This window comes from Nonomuraea jabiensis, assembly GCF_014204795.1.
Taxonomy (GTDB): domain Bacteria; phylum Actinomycetota; class Actinomycetes; order Streptosporangiales; family Streptosporangiaceae; genus Nonomuraea; species Nonomuraea jabiensis.
Genome location: NZ_JACHMB010000001.1, coordinates 3702660 through 3717348, shown reverse-complemented (window position 1 = coordinate 3717348; position 14689 = coordinate 3702660). Strand labels below are relative to the sequence as shown.

Sequence of the window (14689 nt, the reverse complement as noted above, 5' to 3'; positions counted from 1 at the left end):
ACAACTGCCAGGCCGAAGGTCTCGTCCGCCCGTATGAGGCCCGCGTGACCGGGCGCGATGAAGCGCCAGTGTGTCGATCACACGATTGGGACTACTCCCCTTCGGAAATTCCAACCAACCATAACAGCCCGCGAGCGGGACCTATTCCGCGAGGTCGCAGCCGACGAGCACGGGCTCGTTGACCAGCGTGACCCCGAACTTCTCCCGCACCCCGTCCCGGACCTCCCTGGCCAGCGCGAGCAGGTCGCCGGTGGTGGCGACCCCGTCGGGGTTGGTCAGCGCGAGCGTGTGCTTGGTGGAGATGCGTACGGGCCCGCGCGCGTACCCCTTCGGGTAGCCCGCCTGCTCGATCAGCCACGCGGCGGGCACCTTGACCGACCCGCCGGGCAGCTCCCAGCGCGGATGCCCCGGCGCGCGGGAGGCCAGCTCCACGGCCTCCTCGGGCGTGAGGATCGGGTTGGTGAAGAACGAGCCGGCGCTGCGGGTGTCGGGATCGTCCGGGTCGAGCACCATGCCCTTGCCGCGCCGCAGCGCCAGCACGGCCTCGCGGGCCCGCGCGAGCGGCACCCTCCCGCCGGCCTTCGCGCCCAGCCTGCCGGCCAGCTCCTCGTACGCCAGCGGGCCGGACATTTCCGAAATATCCAGCGCGTACGTCACCGCGAGCACCACATGCCGCGCCAGGTCGCGCTTGAAGGCGCTGTCACGGTAGGAGAACCCGCACTGCCGCGCCTCCAGATCCACCACGTGCCTGGTGCGGCGGTCGTAGGCCCGCACGCACCGGATGGTCTGGGACACCTCCTGCCCGTACGCGCCGACGTTCTGGATGGGCGTCGAGCCGACCAGCCCGGGGATGCCCGACATGCACTCGATGCCCGACCAGCCCTCGGCCACGGCGCGGGCGACCAGCGCGTCCCAGTCCTCCCCCGCCTCGACCGTGACCAGCATCTGCTCGCCGTCGCGCGAGACGGCCACGCCCTGGGTCGAGACCTTGACGACCAGCCCGTCGAAGCCCTCGTCGGACACCACGACGTTGCTGCCCCCGCCGAGCACCAGCGTGGGCAGCCCCTTCATGTCGGCCTCGGCCACCAGGGACACGAGGTGCTCCGCCGTGGTCGCCTCGGCGAAGTCGCGGGCGGGGCCGCCTAGGCGCAGCGTGGTGTACGGCGCGAGCATCTCCATGGGCCACTAGCTTATGAGGTGCCCAGTATGCGCAGCACGCGGTCGAAGTTCCGCCGGGACTCCCGTGCGTCGTAGCCGGGGTCCACGTCGTGCGAGCCCAGCCGCACCGCGGGCAGCGGCTCATCGGGCACGACCAGCTCCCTGTGCTCTTGCTGAAGAGCTAGAGAGAGCGCCAGATCGGCGTTCCTGCCGTAGCCGGCGTCCTCGGGCAGGGCTCCGAGCGCCGGGCCCCGGCGTACCGCCATGAGCTCCCCTGTGAGCGCCCGCACCCTCCTGGGCCCGGCCGCGCCCGCCCCCGGCTCCACCATCTGCACCGGCTCCGGCTCCCCGTCCGGGAAGTCCACGCCTCTCCACCCGGCCGCCACGGCGCCCTCCGCGACGGCCGCGACCAGCGGGGTCAGCGCGTCGCCGCGGAGCTCGACGTTCGTGTCCATGAGCACGTGCACGTCCGACTCGTCGAGCCGCAGCAGCTTGGCGCGGCATTCGCCCCAGGTCGCCGTGCCCCCTCGCCAGTGCGGCTCCTCGGCCACGTGCCACACGGCGATCCGGTCCGGATGCCGGTCGGCCAGCTCGTCCAGCACCTCACCGGCGCCGTCGACGTCGCCGAGGTCGAGGGCGAGCACGCGCGCGTTCGTGTGCTCGACGATCGATCCCACGCTCTTCCTGACGTCCTCCGGCCAGCCGTCGACCAGCAGGCTCACGCTGACGGTGACGTCCTTGGTCTCCGTACGCTGACGTTCCAGCTTGACGCCCTGCTCGTCGAGGCGGTTGGTGGCCAGCGAGCTGTCCCAGGTGCGCTGGGCGTGCAGCATGGTGTCACCCGTGTCTCCAGGCTGCCCGGGAGCGCCGGAGAACCCCAGCTCGGCAGCGGGCTCAAGCCGAGCGTGCGCCCCTGCCCCGGCCGGCTGGGCCTTCGTGCCGGTTTCGGTGCCGCCCGCGGTGTCCCGTCCGGTGCCGGAGCTGCCCGCCACCCTCTCGACCCGCGCCGGCCGAAGGTGGGCGGGCGGCTTGGCATCGGTCACAGCGGAGACGGGGATCGATCGAACCGTGGGCCAAACTCGTCGCGCAGCTTCGTTCATAGACGTCACGCGTACCCGAGACTCGCCCGAAATATCAGGACGCCGCCCGCCTCGTCAGGACAGCTGGACCACCGCGCGGGCCTTGGACAGCACCTTCTGCTCGCCTGATCTGGCGGTGAGCCCGATGACCACCCGCTTGTCCTCCAGCTTCTCCTCCACCACCCCGCTGACCGAGATCGTCGCCCCCTGGTCGTCGTCGGGAACGACCACCATCGACGAGAACCGCACCCCGAAGTCCACCACCGCCCCGGGATCCCCGGCCCAGTCCGTGACGAACCGCCCGGCCTGCGCCATCGTGTACATCCCATGCGCGATCACGTCCGGCAGCCCCACCATCTTGGCGAACCGCTCGTTCCAGTGGATCTGGTTGAAGTCCCCGGAAGCCCCGGCGTACATCACCAGGTCGAGCCGGCGCACGTTGTAGTCGGCCGCCGGGAGCTCCTGCCCGACCTCGACCTCGTCGTACTTCACCGTGGCGGTCATCTCAGCCGGCCCCTCCGCGCTCGACGATCGTGTTGTAGGTGACGCAGACCGGCTCGCCGTCGACGGTCGTCACTTCGCTCCTGACCGTCAGCAGCTCGTTCCGCCCGGCCGTGCGGATGTCGGTGATCGTGGCGGTCGTGACGAGCTGGTCTCCGGCGCAGATCTGCCGGACGTACTCGAAGCGCTGCTCGCCGTGGACGACCATGGCGAGGTTCAGCCCGAGATCGGGATCGACGAGCGCCTCACCGCCGCTCTGCAGGCTGAACACGATGGGGAACGTGGGCGGCGCGATCACATCGGGGTACCCGGCCGCCTGGGCGGCCTCTTTGTCCCGGTAGAGCGGGTTGTTGTCACCGATCGCGGCGGCGAATTCCCTGATCTTCACCCGGCTGACCTCGTAGGGCGCGCTGGGCGAATAGGTCCTGCCCACGAAGTCTCGGTTCAAGGCCATCAGTGCTCCCTTGCGTGTCACCAACCGAGCGCTGCTGAGGCCGACGGTAACAGAACAAGGTTCGGCTGTCGCCGGTGATTATCTCGATTTTGCCCCGCGAACTTTCCCACCGCCGGGCCCTCCCAAAACCTCCGCCATAAACGCCACATCCGACCCGCCAGGCCCACCACCCACCGTTCTGCCGATCATGGGCCCAACACCGTCGCGGCGACCGCTTGCTTGCTCGTCTGGGCGGCGGTCGGCACGTCGACGACGGCGAGGCGCCGAACTGGGACCTACGCCTGCACCGACCGGACCCAGGCCGTCAGCCACTCGATCAGCCGCCGCCGCTGGCCTCTGGCCGGCCAGTCCTCAGCGCCGAGAGATAGCTCTGGGGCCCGTGTGGAGTCCCTGGAACCCTGTGCAGACACGACGAACCGGCGCCCCTGAGGCGGGACGCCGGTTGTGCGATATGACGAAATGTGGGGCAGAAGCCCTGCCCGGAGACCTAGCGGGTCTCGCGGTGCGCGCGGTGGCAGCGGCAGTTGGGGCAGTACTTCTTCAGCTCAAGCCGATCCGGGTCGTTGCGCCGGTTCTTCCGCGTGATGTAGTTGCGGTGCTTGCACTCCTGGCAGGCCAGCGTGATCTTCGGCCTAACGTCGGTGGCAGCCACTTGGGAGTGCCTTTCTACGTTCGGGACATGGACACGCCCGTACCCAGGCCTGTTGACCTGGGAGTGGGCAGTAGCGGAGGCCGGACTTGAACCGGCGACACAACGATTATGAGCCGTTTGCTCTGCCTGACTGAGCTACTCCGCCTTTGAGCCGGTAACGACCCCGGCCCGTAGAGGATACCCGACGCAGCGAGCACATTCGTAACTCGCCCGATCGGGTGGGGTGCTTCCAGTATGCCTCAGGAACCCCCGACAACCGAAATCCATTATCAATCGGCGATGCTCGCCCCCGAACAGCCGACTCCACATGAAGATCAAGCAGTGGAGGAGGCAAGCGTAGCAGCGACCGGCGCGACGCGCACAACCCCTGAGCGCCCCTGGGTCTCGCCGTGGCGCACATGTTCCCACCCGCCCGCGCAGCCGCAAGAGCCGTACCTTTTGGGCATGAGCTTCGTGGGCACTCCCCGGCCGCGTCCGCGCTGGCACCACGCGCACACGGATCTGGAGGACTTCGCGATCGTGAGCTACCGGGTGGACGCCGACGCGCTCGCCCGGCACCTGCCCAAGGGCTTCACGCCCATGGAGGCGCCCTTCGGGGACGGCCCCGGGGCCCTGGTCTCCGCCGTCGCCTTCCGCGACCGGGACTTCCACTTCCGGTTCCTGCCGCAGGTGTCGATCGACTGCGGGCAGATCAACTACCGGGCCTACGTCACCGCGTACGGCAAGGCGGGCGTCTGGTTCTTCGGCACCCGCCTGGACCACCCCGTCGTGGCGATCCCGCAGCATCTGTGGGGCATGCCGTGGCGCCGCGACCACATCCGCATCGAGGCCGACTGGCTCGGCACCCCGGCCCGCTGGCGCCTGGAATCCGCCGACGGGCGGTGCGAGGCGGTCGAGCTTCCGCAGGCTCCGGGGCTGCTGGACGGCTTCACGGACGATTCGGACTGGCTGGAGCAACTCACCCACCCGACCCGGGGCTGGTACCGGCGCAGAGACGGCAGGGTGGGCGCCTACAGCATCTGGCACCCGGTCATGCGGCCCCGGCACCTGGAGGCCACCTTCGCCCGGTTCCCCTTGTTCGAGCGGCTGGGGTTGATCACGCCGGACACGCCCCCGCACTCGATCCTGGCGCAGGCCCGGATCCCCTTCGACATCCACACCCCACCACACCACTTCCACCCGAACGGTTGACCACACCCTCGGCCCCAACCAGTCGCCACAGGGCAGGCGCAGGCGCCGCACAGGGCGGGCGTCCCAGAGGGCGGGCGCCGCACAGGGCGGGCGTCCCAGAGGGCGAGCGCAGCGCAGGGCGGGCGCAGCCTCCGGAGGCGAGTCCGGCCCGCAGGCTGGGGGCAGCACCGCAGAGGGCAGGCGTCGCAGGGGATGGGCTCCAGCGCACCCCGGCAAGGCAAGCGGGGCGCGGCAGGATGAGCGCGCCTTCGGAGGACGAGGGCGGCTTCCAGAGCGCGCTCGGCTCGCAGGGTGGGCGTCGGCGCACTTCCGCAGGGCGTGAGCGACGCAGGGCGTGGGCGACGCAGGGCGTGGGCGACGCAGGGCGTGGGCGACGCAGGGCGTGGGCGACGCAGGGCGTGGGCGACGCAGGGCGTGGGCGACGCAGGGGCGTGGGCAACGCAGGGCGTGGGCGACGCAGGGCGTGGGTGGCCTCCGGAGCGCGCTCGGCCCGCAGGGTGGGCGTCGGCGCACTTCCGCAGGGCGCACGCAGCGCAGGGCGTGGGGGACCTCCGGAGGCGAGTCCGGCCCGGACAAGGTGGGCGCAGCACCGCAGAGGGCAGGCGCGGGCGTTCCAGAGGGCGGGCGTTCCAGAGGGCGGGCGCCGCAGAGGGCGGGTGGTGGTTAAGAGTGGGTGGTTTGGGAGGTGGGTGGGTTGGGGGGAATGCGAAACGCCCGGCCCCGCGATTTTGCGGGTCGGGCGTTGTGGGTGTTCAGAGCGAGAGCCCCCAAACGGAATCGAACCGTTGACCTTCTCCTTACCATGGAGACGCTCTGCCGACTGAGCTATAGGGGCCTGTCCGGCGCTGCGGACAGGTGTAACCATACACGGCACTCACCGATGATGCGAACTCGTTCGGGCCTCCGCGCGCTCTTCCGCCCGCCGTCGCGCCGGCAGTTCGATGACCTCGCACAGATCGGCCAGGTCCACGTGTCTGGCCACCTCCGCCACAGAGGTGCAGTCGGCGACCACCCACCCGTGCCGGCGCACCCGCAGCAGTTGCCGGCCGCCGTGCACCACGCCTACGACCTCGTAGCCGTCGAGGCCGACCCATCGCCTGTCCATAGCGGCACAGAGTAGCCGCCGGGTCTCTCAATTTCTGCCGTGCCACACGCGTTACAGGCCATACCGAATCGGTTCAGAGCCGGTAGAAGCCCAAGAAGTCCTTCCGGCGGGTGATGTCGTCCACGCGCACCACCGCCCCGGTCTCGGGCGCGTTCATCATCTTCCCGTTGCCGAGATATATGCCTACGTGGTGGGTTTTGGGGGCTTTTTTGGTGGCTTTTCCGAAGAAGACCAGATCTCCCGGCATGGCCACCTGGACCCGCCGCATCCGCCGTACGTGATCGTTGGTGTTCCCCGGCCCCAGCACGTCCGACCCGCTGGCCAGCGCGTACACCCATCGCGCGAACCCCGAGCAGTCGAGCCCGCGCGTCCGGGCCGCCGGACAGGGCTGGATCTTCCCCCGGTATCCCTTGCAGGTCCCCTTCGACGGCCCGGGCTCCTCGGCGTGGCCGCCTCCCCACGAGTAGACGATCCGGCGCTGCTCGATCTCGTACGCGATCCGCACGACGTTCTCCGGCACGTACAGCCCGAGCGGCACGGAGGCCGTGGCGACCAGCAGGACCAGCGCCGCCGCCCCTGCTACCGGCCGCCACCGCCTCATACCGTCCCGCCCCCGACAAGCTCAATGGCCCTTTGGGCCATCCTGCCTCATGGGAATTCATGCCGCCCCGCGGACCCGGCCGCTTTCGGGGCCGGGGCAGGCGTCAGCGGGCCTTGAGGGTCAGTTTCACGGAGCCCACGGTGATGTTCAGCCCGACCGTGCCCTTCGACCTGGACGGCTTCGTGGTGATCGTGAACGTCGCCTTCTGCCCCCGCGTCAGCTCCCCCACCTGGCACAGCACCGCCGTGCCGCTGAACTTGCACCCGGGCGCCTTCACCACGCGCTGCCCGCCGAACGCCCGCCCCGACACCTTGACGTCCTTGACCGGGTGCGGGCCGGTGTTCGAGACGGTGACCGTGTACGTCTTCCGGTTCCGGGCCGCGCCCGAGACCGTCACCTCGGCCGGCGGGTTGGCCAGCTCCTTGAGCTGCGACTCCGAGCCGTTGAACGAGTTCTGCCCGCCGGCCAGCGTGCCCTTCTCCGCCGACTGCCAGAATGTGTGCCTCTTCCAGCTCTTCGGCAGCTCGCCGGGGTCGTCACCCCAGCGGGCGAGCCAGAGCGGGTTCGACTTGAACGCGGCGGAGTTCCCCGTGCAGGTCTGCCACCAGCTCGTGGTGGTGTAGATGATCGCGCGGCGGCCGGTGGCCTCGTGGTACTTCTTGGTGAAGTCCTTGATCCAGGTGACCATGTCCTCGGTGGACAGGTCGTAGCAGTTGTTCTTGCCGTTCTTGTCCTTGTACGGGTTGTCCTCGATATCGAGCACTCCGGGCAGCGTTTGACCGTCGCTGATCCAGTTGCCACCGTTCTGCAGGAAATAGTCGGCCTGGGCCGCCCCATCGGATTCGTGTGGTTGCGCAAAGTGATATGCGCCCCGGATCAGCCCGGCCCCGGCGGCGCCGCCGTACTGGGCGTCGAAACGTGGGTTGCGGTAGTTCGTCCCCTCGGTGGCCTGGACGAACGCGAACTTCGCGCCCCCGGAGGCCACGCTTCCCCAGTCGACGTCGCCCGTCCAGTTACTGACGTCGACCCCGGGAACGCCGTCGGCCGCCTCCGCGACTCCACCCATACCTAAGGCGGCAATTACCGCAATTACCCACAGACTTTTCACGCGGGAGATCATTGCGGAGCCTGATACAACCCCGCAAGTCCCGAAATATCGACTGTTTTTGAGGTATCGACCCAAAAGATCGTCCCCACTCCCAGCGCCGGCCATGGGCTCTCCAGCACCGCGCCCCGCCTGGCGCTCGCCAGCAGCGTCCACATGCTCTCCCCGGCGGCCGCGCCCAGCCGCCTGCTCCACTCCCGCTCGCCCACGCCGGGCGGCCGTTCGAGCATGTCGGCCAGCGTCTCCTTGAGGTCGTCCTTGCTGAAGACCGGCAGCCCGAGCGCACGCCTCGGCCGGAAATCTTCGCAACACCCGGAAAACCGCACCTCAGCGCCCCGAAATCCACCGTTGCGGGCCACCGCCAGGAACGGCGTTTCCGCAGGTAGGAGGGGTTTATGAACGTGACATTCGCGTTTGCCAAACCGGATTGAACCTGCACAAACTTAATTCGATCCTCAATCGCGCCCCCGACCAGGGGTTATTTCGCCATGCCCGGAGAGGCAGACCATGATCCATGCCCGGGAACTGACCCGAGTGTTCAAAGTCAAGAAGGAGCGTGTGGAAGCCGTACGCGGCATCGACCTGGAGGTGGAGGCCGGCCAGCTCGTCGCCTTCCTGGGGCCCAACGGCGCGGGCAAGTCCACCACCCTGCGCATGCTCACGACCCTCCTGCCGCCCACCTCGGGCACCGCCATGGTGGCGGGCCACGACGTGGCCAAGGACCCGGCGGGCGTGCGTGCCCGCATCGGCTACGTGGGCCAGCGCAACAGCGCGGGCGAGAACTTCCTCGTCCGCGACGAGCTCGTCACCCAGGGCCGCTGCTACGGCCTGGACGCCAGGCAGGCGGCCGCCCGCGCCGAGGAGCTGCTCGACCTGCTCGACCTCAGAGCGCTGGCCAAGCGGCGCCCCGGCACGCTCTCGGGCGGCCAGCGCCGCCGCCTGGACATCGCGCTCGGCCTCATCCACCGTCCCGGCCTGCTCTTCCTCGACGAGCCCTCGACCGGCCTCGATCCGAAGAGCCGCGCCGACATCTGGCAGCACATCCTCCGGCTGCGGGAGACGTACGGGACGACGCTGGTCCTGACCACCCACTACCTGGAGGAAGCCGACAACATGGCCGAACGTGTGGTGATCATCGACAACGGCCGGATCATCGCGGACGGCACCGCCGAGCAGCTCAAGAACGACCTCGCCGGCGACCACATCACGATCACCACCAGCACGGAGGAGGAGGCGCGCAGGGCCGCCGAGCTCGGCGGCGGGGGCGTCGCCGAGGGCACCGCCGTGCGCCTGCGCGTCCCCAACGCCGCCGCCGCGCTCCCCGACTACCTCAGAACCCTGGACGGCTCCGGCATCAAGGTCACCACCGCCGAGACCATCCGTCCGACGCTCGACGACGTGTTCCTCGCTCTTACCGGGAGAAGCCTCACCGATGACGACATTCTTTCGTGACACCGCCACCGTCTTCTCGCGGGAGTTCAGGCCGGTCGTGCGCGACTCGGTCGGGCTGCTGTTCGAGATGGGGCAGCCGCTGCTGTTCCTGTTCCTGTTCGGGTCGCTGCTGGACGGGGCGGTCGGGTCGTCGTGGCAGTGGTTCGTGCCGGGGATCCTGGTCATGATGTGCCTGACGGGCCCCATGTCCTCCGGCTACACCTTGCTGGTCGAGCTGATCGGCGGCTCGCTGGAACGTCTGATGGTCACCCCTCTGAACCGCACGGCGATGCTGGTGGGCCGGACGATGAAGACCATGATCGTGCTGCTGGCCCAGGCCGTCCTGATCATCGTGCTGGCCGTCCCGCTGGGCTTCGAGCTGTATCCGGCGGGCGTCCTGGCGGGCCTGGCGCAGCTGGTCGTCTTCGGCGTCGGCCTGGGCTCGCTCTCGTTCGTGCTGGCCATCAAGTCGGCGCCCAGCGGCACGCTCTTCTACGTCGTCAGCCAGTCGGTCATGTTCCCGCTGCTCCTCCTCTCGGGGGTGCTGCTCCCCATGGAGACGGCTCCGGCGTGGCTGCGGACGATCGGGTACGTCAATCCGGTCACGTACATCGTCGAGGCCCAGCGAGCCCTCTTCTCCGGAAACCTGACAAGCCCTTCGATCCTGTACGGGACCGCCGCCGCCTGCGCGATAGCCGCGATCGGCCTGTATCTGGGCAACCGGGCCATGCGCCGGGGTGTCTGAGACCCTTGAAGGATGAATCATCTGACGGTCCCCTGGATCCCCGTACGCCATCGCCTGGACGTGATCCTGTCCCCGGCCCTCCCGCCGCTGGACAAGACCACGTCGGCGTTCGCGTTCGTCTCGGACCGGACCGGCAGGACGCTCATGACGTGCGTGGACGAGGAGGGCCGCGGGTGGGACATCCCCGGCGGCCACCTCGAACCCGGCGAGACGGCCCTCGACGCCGCGGCCAGGGAGCTGTATGAGGAGACCGGCCTGCGCCTGCCGGCCACCGAGCTGTCCGCCTTCGCCTGGCAGCGCATCGAGCTGCTGGACGCGGCCCCCGCCGGCTACCGCTACGCGCCGCTGACGTACATGGTGATGTTCAGGGCCCGTCTCCCGCATCCGGGCCGGCCGACCCATCCGCCGGCCGGCTCGGAGAGCACCAGGGCGGACTGGCTCTCACCCACGGAGATCACCCGCGTCTGCCCTGATCGCACCTGGTTGTCACTTCTGGACGGCCTGAGCCCCCAATAGCTATTTGAACGCCTTCTTAGGGGCCTGTGGAATTCGAGCATGCTTTAGCCCACATTTCATGATGACAGGACGCACGCCATTTGCCAGAATTAACCATGTATAAGCCGCAGGCGGATAAGTTTCCGCGCCGGTATAACGTTCTTTCGTCAAGGTGTGACAGGACAACACTCGACAGGGATCGGACCCGGTCTCCACGGCAGGTCAGCGTGTATAAAAAGCATGCACCAACGGAGCATCCCGCTCTCTACTCCGCTTGCCCCCTACCCCCCAGGGCCAGGAGACATGACCATGACGCGTGAGTCCACCGGCAAGGACACCAGGCTCGAGCAAGAAAGGAGCAACGACAACAGCAATTTCGTCCGGCTGTCCGTCAATCTGAGCCACGAAACCGCGCAGACGTTCAAGGCGCTGGCCGAGCGCAAGGGCCTGTCGTTCACCGAGGCGATCCGCCGCGCCATCACCATCTGGAAATTCGTCGAGGATCAACTCGCGCAGGGGCACGAGCTGGCCATCGTGGAATCCGATGGAAATCCGCGACGAATACTGTTCCTCTGATCAGCCATTTACCCGGGTGAAACTCGCGCGGTAGGCCGTGGGAGTGAGGCCGACCCGGCTGATCAGGTGTTTGCGGAGAGAGTCGGCGCTGCCCAGGCCGCTCCGCCCGGCCACCTGGTCCATCGGCAGTCCGGTGGTCTCCAGCAGCTCCCTGGCCCGGTCGACGCGCCGGTGCAGCAGCCACTGGAGCGGGCTCAGCCCGGTCTCGGCGTGGAAGCGCCTGGTCAGGGTGCGCACGCTGATCCTGGCGTGGCGGGCCAGGTCGGCCAGGGTGAGCGGGCGGTCGAGGTGCTCCAGCGCCCAGGCCCGGGTGGGCGCGAGCGAGGTGCCGCGCTCGGGAGGCAGCGGGGTCTCGATGAACTGGGCCTGCCCGCCCGGCCGTACGGGTGAGACGACCGCGAGCCGGGCAGCAGTGTTGGCCACCGCCGCCCCGTAGTCGAGCCTGATCAGGTGCAGGCACAGGTCGATGGCGGCCGCGGCGCCCGCCGAGGTGAAGATGCCGTCGTCCTCGACGAACAGGACGTCGGGCCGCACGTCGATCAAGGGGAAGCGGGCGGCGAGGTCGCCGGCCAGCCCCCAGTGGGTGGTGGCGCGGCGCCCGTCGAGCAGGCCGGCCTGGGCCAGCACGAACGCACCCGTGCACAGCGAGGCGATCCGCGCCCCGCCGGCCGCGGCCTTGCGCAGGGCGTCGAGGACCTCCGGGGGAGCCTGCTCGCCGCCGCTGCCGACCGCGATCACCGTCTCGGCGTCCTCCAGCGCCTCCAGTCCGTGCGCCACCACCACGTCGGGACCCCCGACGGTCGGCACGGGGCCGGGCCGCGCCGTGCAGACGCGTACGTCGTAGTGGGGGACGCTGTTGAACACCATGAGCGGGATCGAGACGTCGAACCCCAGCACGGGAGGGACGATCACTGCGGCGAGGCGGTGCATGGCCAGATCCTCCGGATAGTTGGCATTCTGGCCACTATGCCACGGGGTCGCAGGTCGGCACGGTGGTCATCATGAAATCTCATGTGATCGTGGGTCGCGGAGCCACCGCGTCGAAGACCGCTCTGCTGCTGGCCGAGGACGGCGAGCGGGTACGGATGATCAGCCGCACGGGCGGCGGGCCCGACCACCCGCTCGTCGAGAGGGTCGCCGCGGACGCGACCGACACCGACCGGCTCACCGAGCTGGCCGAAGGGGCGGACACGCTGTTCACCACCGCCGTGCCGCCCTACCACACCTGGCCCGAGCTGCTTCCGATCCTGTCGGCGTCGCTGCTCACCGCGGTCCGGCGGACCGGGGCCGCGTACGTCATGCTCGGCAACATCTACGGCTACGGGCCGGTGGACGGGCCGATCACCCCCCACTTCCCCCTGATGGCGACCGGGCCCAAGGGGCGGGCCAGGGCGCGGGCGTGGGAGGAGGCCGCCGCCTCAGGGGTGAAGGTCACCGAGGTGCGGGCCGCCCAGTTCTACGGCGCCGGCGCCTTCTCGGTGTTCAGCCTCCTGGTGCAGCGGCCCGTGCTGGAAGGCAGGCTCGCCCTGGTGCCGCAGGAACTCGACGTTCCGCACAGTTACTCGGCGATCGACGACACCGCGCGCACGCTGGTCGCCGCGAGCCGGGAGGAGCAGGCGTACGGCAGGGCCTGGCACGTGCCCACCGCGACCCTGTCGGTGCGGGAACTGGCGCGGCGGCTCGCGGACCTCGCGGGGGCGCCGGCGCCGCGGCTGGAGCAGATGACGGAACGCGACCTGACCCTGCTCGGGATCACCGATCCGTTGTGGGGGGAGATGCACGAAGTGCTCACCAAGCCGGGCCACCCGCTCGTCCTCGACTACTCAGAGACCGAGAAGATCCTCGGCGTCGGCGCCACCCCGGTCGACGAGGTGCTCCGGCAGCTGATCTAGCGTGGCGAGACCGCGTTGAGGCGGTTGCTGAAGCGGGCGAGCAGGGCGGTCTGTGACGTCTCGGGGAACAGCCGGGCGATCAGCGGCGGGACGCCCGAGCACCCACGCGTCCTCGAAGGTCTGGGGGGCGCTCACGACGCGCCGAGCCGGACCTCCGCCACCGGTCGCCAGTCCCATGCCGTCTCCGGGCCGTCCTGGTTGACGACATGGATGCTGCGGATGGTCACCTCGCGCTCCGGAAGGCGTTCCCCGAGCGCGTGGATGATGGGCGCCGCCGGGCCGTCGGCGTTGCTGTAGGCCACGGTGACGTGCGGCAGCCACGTGTCATGGGCGAGCACGCCGTCGCGGCCCGTGGCCGCCCGCGTGGCGAACCGCGCCGCTTCCAGCAGGGGCCGCAGCCGCTCGGCCGGCCGCGCCTCCAGCACGACCGCCTCGGGGTGGTAGAGCACCCGCCCCAGCGTGACCGTGATCGGCTCGACCCGCGCGAGCTGGCCCGCCGCCTCCTCGGCCATCACGGTCACCTGACGCTCAGTGATCTCGTGCGAGTATCCGGCGACGAACGTGGTGAGGTGGATGAACCGCCGCGGCACCAGATCGAGCCCCGCCAGGCCGGCCAGCCGAGCATGGGCCTCCTCGACGATGGCCCGCGCCTGCGGGTCCTCCCCCAGCAGAACGTGCCAGTAGAGCCGGCCCTGCCCCGGTGGCAGCATGAGCGGTCGCCGCCTCTCCCAGCGATTCGCCATACGCGTCGGTAGCGGGCTCACGCGTCCTCCTCGTTGGGAGCGGGCAGCTGGTCTGCTCACGCAGCGTGGTCACGATATCCGACTCGATGAGTCGCGGTCACGAGGGAAACCGAGGAACACTCGCACATAGGACCGGTCGTCGAAACTGTCGGCGCCGGCCGCCATCGCCTTGGTGGCCGGGTGTTCCCTGATGCGCAGCCGATCGGCCCGTAACGACGCCCGGAGCTCCGCCTCGGCGGCCGCGAGGGTCCGCGCCGGGCCGAGGTAGCCGTCCGAGGCCAGCACCACCTCGTCCACGTCCTCCGCCAGCTCGAACGTCTCCACGAACCGCTCCGGGACCGGCCGCCCGTCCAGCAAGCCAAATCCGAAAGGACCGGCTTCCTCCCGGTTGGCCAGCACAGCCTGGCGCTCCAGCACCGGCCGGATCAGCGCCCGTCCCGGGTCGGTGGCCGCCAGCTCCTGCGGGTGTTCGCCCTGCAGCAGCAGGCAGTGGAGGTAGGCGGCCCGGGCGCCGGCCAGCACCGTGTCGATCAGCTTCCCGCCGGGGTGAGGACGCCACCGGCCGTCGCGGTGACCCAGGGCGACGTGGACGTCGCCCACGCGCCACACCAGCCGCCGGCGCGGCCACGCCACCGCCGCGACGGCGGCCGGCGCCAGAAGGTCGTCGCCGGCGACGGACCACTTGCGGCGCAGCTCCATGAGCTCCGCCGAGACGGCCGCGACCGCCTCCGCCACGGTGACGCCGTCCGGCAGGGTGGCGAGGGCCTGCGCGACGCGGTCGGCGGCCAGGGCCCCGCCGCTCGCCCCGCCGTAGTCGCGGCCGGACTTGTCGGTGACGCCGTCGATCACCGCCGCGCAGCGGACACCGCCGTCGTCCTCGAGGACGACCACCCGGTCCTCGCCGGGCCCCGCGCCCTTCGCGCGCACCGCGCGCTCGGCCACCCGCCAGCCCGCCACGTGA

General features: G+C 69.9%; 18 protein-coding genes and 2 tRNA genes. 6 read left to right on the top strand and 14 right to left on the bottom strand.

Annotation, left to right across the window (positions count from 1 at the left end; genetic code table 11):
- Positions 1-141: 141 nt before the first annotated feature.
- The 6 genes from HD596_RS16850 to HD596_RS16825 all read right to left on the bottom strand — a co-directional run bounded on the left by HD596_RS16850 (position 142) and on the right by HD596_RS16825 (position 3989).
- On the bottom strand, positions 142-1179 hold the full coding sequence (locus tag HD596_RS16850; RefSeq protein WP_185070155.1) for a UDP-N-acetylmuramate dehydrogenase: 1038 nt from the start codon (positions 1177-1179) through the stop codon (positions 142-144).
- A gap of 11 nt (positions 1180-1190) precedes the next feature.
- Entirely contained in the window at positions 1191-2201 is a 1011-nt protein-coding gene (locus tag HD596_RS16845; RefSeq protein WP_185070153.1) for a hypothetical protein, read from the bottom strand.
- A 111-nt stretch (positions 2202-2312) separates the two neighbouring features.
- Positions 2313-2741, bottom strand: a complete 429-nt coding sequence (locus tag HD596_RS16840) for a MaoC family dehydratase (protein ID WP_185070152.1) — start codon at positions 2739-2741, stop codon at positions 2313-2315.
- Between the two features lies 1 nt (position 2742).
- Positions 2743-3192: a MaoC family dehydratase N-terminal domain-containing protein gene (locus HD596_RS16835; protein WP_185070151.1), complete on the bottom strand. Its 450-nt coding sequence runs from the start codon at positions 3190-3192 to the stop codon at positions 2743-2745.
- Between the two features lie 487 nt (positions 3193-3679).
- Complete coding sequence (gene rpmG / locus HD596_RS16830) at positions 3680-3844, bottom strand: 50S ribosomal protein L33 (RefSeq protein WP_019632658.1); 165 nt, start codon at positions 3842-3844, stop codon at positions 3680-3682.
- A 71-nt stretch (positions 3845-3915) separates the two neighbouring features.
- Positions 3916-3989 (bottom strand) — tRNA-Met (locus tag HD596_RS16825).
- Between the two features lie 299 nt (positions 3990-4288).
- Between HD596_RS16825 and HD596_RS16820 the strand changes: the two genes are divergently transcribed.
- Positions 4289-5035 (top strand): DUF2071 domain-containing protein, encoded by a 747-nt coding sequence (locus HD596_RS16820; RefSeq protein ID WP_185070149.1) that lies wholly within the window; start codon positions 4289-4291, stop codon positions 5033-5035.
- 762 nt (positions 5036-5797) lie between these two features.
- On the opposite strand, the gene HD596_RS16815 is transcribed toward HD596_RS16820, so the two are convergent.
- From HD596_RS16815 to HD596_RS16795, 5 genes are all read right to left on the bottom strand, one after another.
- Positions 5798-5870, bottom strand: a tRNA-Thr gene (locus HD596_RS16815).
- Between the two features lie 39 nt (positions 5871-5909).
- On the bottom strand, positions 5910-6140 hold the full coding sequence (locus HD596_RS16810) for a transposase (RefSeq protein WP_185070147.1): 231 nt from the start codon (positions 6138-6140) through the stop codon (positions 5910-5912).
- 73 nt (positions 6141-6213) lie between these two features.
- A complete protein-coding gene (locus HD596_RS16805) occupies positions 6214-6741 on the bottom strand; it encodes a C40 family peptidase (RefSeq protein ID WP_185070145.1) in 528 nt (175 codons plus the stop codon).
- A 103-nt stretch (positions 6742-6844) separates the two neighbouring features.
- Positions 6845-7807 carry a GH25 family lysozyme gene (locus HD596_RS16800; protein ID WP_185070143.1) on the bottom strand — a complete coding sequence of 321 codons (963 nt, stop codon included), beginning with the start codon at positions 7805-7807 and terminating at the stop codon, positions 6845-6847.
- 50 nt (positions 7808-7857) lie between these two features.
- On the bottom strand, positions 7858-8205 hold the full coding sequence (locus tag HD596_RS16795) for a hypothetical protein (protein ID WP_185070141.1): 348 nt from the start codon (positions 8203-8205) through the stop codon (positions 7858-7860).
- A gap of 148 nt (positions 8206-8353) precedes the next feature.
- Here HD596_RS16795 and HD596_RS16790 point away from each other — a divergent pair, with 148 nt between their 5' ends.
- From HD596_RS16790 to HD596_RS16775, 4 genes are all read left to right on the top strand, one after another.
- A complete protein-coding gene (locus tag HD596_RS16790) occupies positions 8354-9298 on the top strand; it encodes an ATP-binding cassette domain-containing protein (protein WP_185070139.1) in 945 nt (314 codons plus the stop codon).
- Positions 9279-10022, top strand: coding sequence for an ABC transporter permease (locus tag HD596_RS16785; protein ID WP_185070137.1), 744 nt, complete (start codon positions 9279-9281; stop codon positions 10020-10022). Before HD596_RS16790 ends, HD596_RS16785 begins: the two co-directional genes overlap by 20 nt.
- Before the next feature lie 12 nt (positions 10023-10034).
- Positions 10035-10538 carry an NUDIX domain-containing protein gene (locus HD596_RS16780; protein ID WP_185070136.1) on the top strand — a complete coding sequence of 168 codons (504 nt, stop codon included), beginning with the start codon at positions 10035-10037 and terminating at the stop codon, positions 10536-10538.
- Positions 10539-10820: 282 nt separating this feature from the next.
- Positions 10821-11093: a ribbon-helix-helix protein, CopG family gene (locus tag HD596_RS16775; protein ID WP_221519364.1), complete on the top strand. Its 273-nt coding sequence runs from the start codon at positions 10821-10823 to the stop codon at positions 11091-11093.
- On the opposite strand, the gene HD596_RS16770 is transcribed toward HD596_RS16775, so the two are convergent.
- On the bottom strand, positions 11094-12023 hold the full coding sequence (locus HD596_RS16770; protein ID WP_185070135.1) for a GlxA family transcriptional regulator: 930 nt from the start codon (positions 12021-12023) through the stop codon (positions 11094-11096).
- A gap of 71 nt (positions 12024-12094) precedes the next feature.
- On the opposite strand from HD596_RS16770, the gene HD596_RS16765 reads away from it, so the two are divergent.
- Positions 12095-12985: a Rossmann-fold NAD(P)-binding domain-containing protein gene (locus HD596_RS16765; RefSeq protein ID WP_221519363.1), complete on the top strand. Its 891-nt coding sequence runs from the start codon at positions 12095-12097 to the stop codon at positions 12983-12985.
- Between the two features lie 131 nt (positions 12986-13116).
- Here the strand turns inward: HD596_RS16765 and HD596_RS16760 are convergent, their stop codons facing one another.
- Positions 13117-13749: a 2'-5' RNA ligase family protein gene (locus HD596_RS16760; RefSeq protein ID WP_185070133.1), complete on the bottom strand. Its 633-nt coding sequence runs from the start codon at positions 13747-13749 to the stop codon at positions 13117-13119.
- A gap of 48 nt (positions 13750-13797) precedes the next feature.
- Positions 13798-14685 (bottom strand): hypothetical protein, encoded by an 888-nt coding sequence (locus HD596_RS16755; protein ID WP_185070131.1) that lies wholly within the window; start codon positions 14683-14685, stop codon positions 13798-13800.
- Positions 14686-14689 lie beyond the last annotated feature (4 nt).